Genomic DNA, 1,141 nt, shown 5'->3' on the forward strand with positions numbered 1-1,141 from the left:
GCTTTTGCCATCACGCATCCTGAACCATCTTATTAATCTCCGGGTAGTTGTACCAAGTGACTCCGCGTACGGCACGTTGGCCACTGGATGCAACCCGCTTGAAATGCACCCCTTCAATCCAACACCCTTGGCGATATTTTTCTATTTGTCGATCGCTAAGGCCCGTCTTTGCTTTAAGCCTATCTTCAACAACCCACTCTTCATTAAAGATCACTTGCGGCATACTTCACCTCATGATCGGCCAGCAGATTATCGTGCTGGCCGTTACTATTTTGATTTTCGAAAATCATTTTTCAGTGCTGTAAACGCCGTCGCAGTACAGAACGGCGCGCGGGCGGCGCAATTGGATTGCTTCCTTCATTCGTTCGCACTGGTCGAAGCTCGAGTAAATCCGCTCTGATACCGGCAAAGCATCGCAGGCATCGTGGCCGCACGGGCTTACCAAAAGGAGGAAGCCGATAAGTGTCAGCATGCCGCCTCCTGCGCCGGCGACAGGTCATCGATCGCCTGCTGATAGCGCTGAACCTCGTCAGCGCTCAGGAACCGCGCAGAGCGATGCAGAAGGGCGCCTAGCTCTGCCCGTTCCTGGCTTGTGGTGCCGCCGTTCTTGCCGGCCGTATCGATCGACGCACCCAGGCCGGCAATCGCGTTCAGTCGGTGGTGCTGCTTCACGATTTTGTTTTTCAGCTCGGTGTACAGGGTGATCCCCAGCTGCGCTTTCAGTTCTTCAACTGAGGCGCGTAGGTCCGTCGCCTGTGCGGTGGTGGTGATCTTCTCGATGCTGCCGCGAATATCCTCAGCAATCTTTTCAGGCTCTGAATTTTCAGTAACTGGCTCCGGCGCCTTATCAGCCGCCTCGATCAGCTGGCCGGCGCTTACGCGGGTGTCCGGCGTGACGTCTTTCTCTTTATGCCAAACCATCTCTTGCCCGCGCTCGAGCATTTCCATGATCTCGGAGTTATTCGGCAGCCGCCGGCACAGACGGTGCATGACGGATTTTCTGGACATAGACTCGAACCAGTTAACCCACGGGCCGCTGTCGCTGTTCTTGCTCGCCGCGCGAACCTTCTCAATGTCCTGCAGGTTCATCACTTCAAATTGCAGTTCGCCGCTGCGCATCTTGGCGTAAGCGAACGCGCCG

General features: G+C 55.7%; 3 protein-coding genes. All 3 read right to left on the reverse strand.

Features of this window, described 5'->3' with window-relative positions:
• Window positions 1–10 precede the first annotated feature (10 nt).
• On the reverse strand, window positions 11–223 hold the full coding sequence (gene xisR, locus AB0I71_RS32610) for an excisionase family protein (RefSeq protein ID WP_047730590.1): 213 nt from the start codon (window positions 221–223) through the stop codon (window positions 11–13).
• 63 nt (window positions 224–286) lie between these two features.
• Window positions 287–472, reverse strand: coding sequence for a hypothetical protein (locus AB0I71_RS32615; RefSeq protein WP_047730591.1), 186 nt, complete (start codon window positions 470–472; stop codon window positions 287–289).
• The coding region (locus AB0I71_RS32620; RefSeq protein WP_357591221.1) for a recombinase RecT at window positions 466–1,141 on the reverse strand (676 nt) is incomplete at its 5' end. The genes AB0I71_RS32620 and AB0I71_RS32615, both read right to left, overlap by 7 nt.

Source organism: Micromonospora sp. NPDC049891, assembly GCF_040660295.1.
Taxonomy (GTDB): Bacteria; Actinomycetota; Actinomycetes; order Mycobacteriales; family Micromonosporaceae; genus Micromonospora.

What these genes read in the sequence shown, in the direction of transcription:
- xisR (WP_047730590.1), bottom strand. Translation starts at nt 223, where the DNA reads ATGCCGCAAGTGATCTTTAATGAAGAGTGGGTTGTTGAAGATAGGCTT.
- AB0I71_RS32615 (WP_047730591.1), bottom strand. Translation starts at nt 472, where the DNA reads ATGCTGACACTTATCGGCTTCCTCCTTTTGGTAAGCCCGTGCGGCCAC.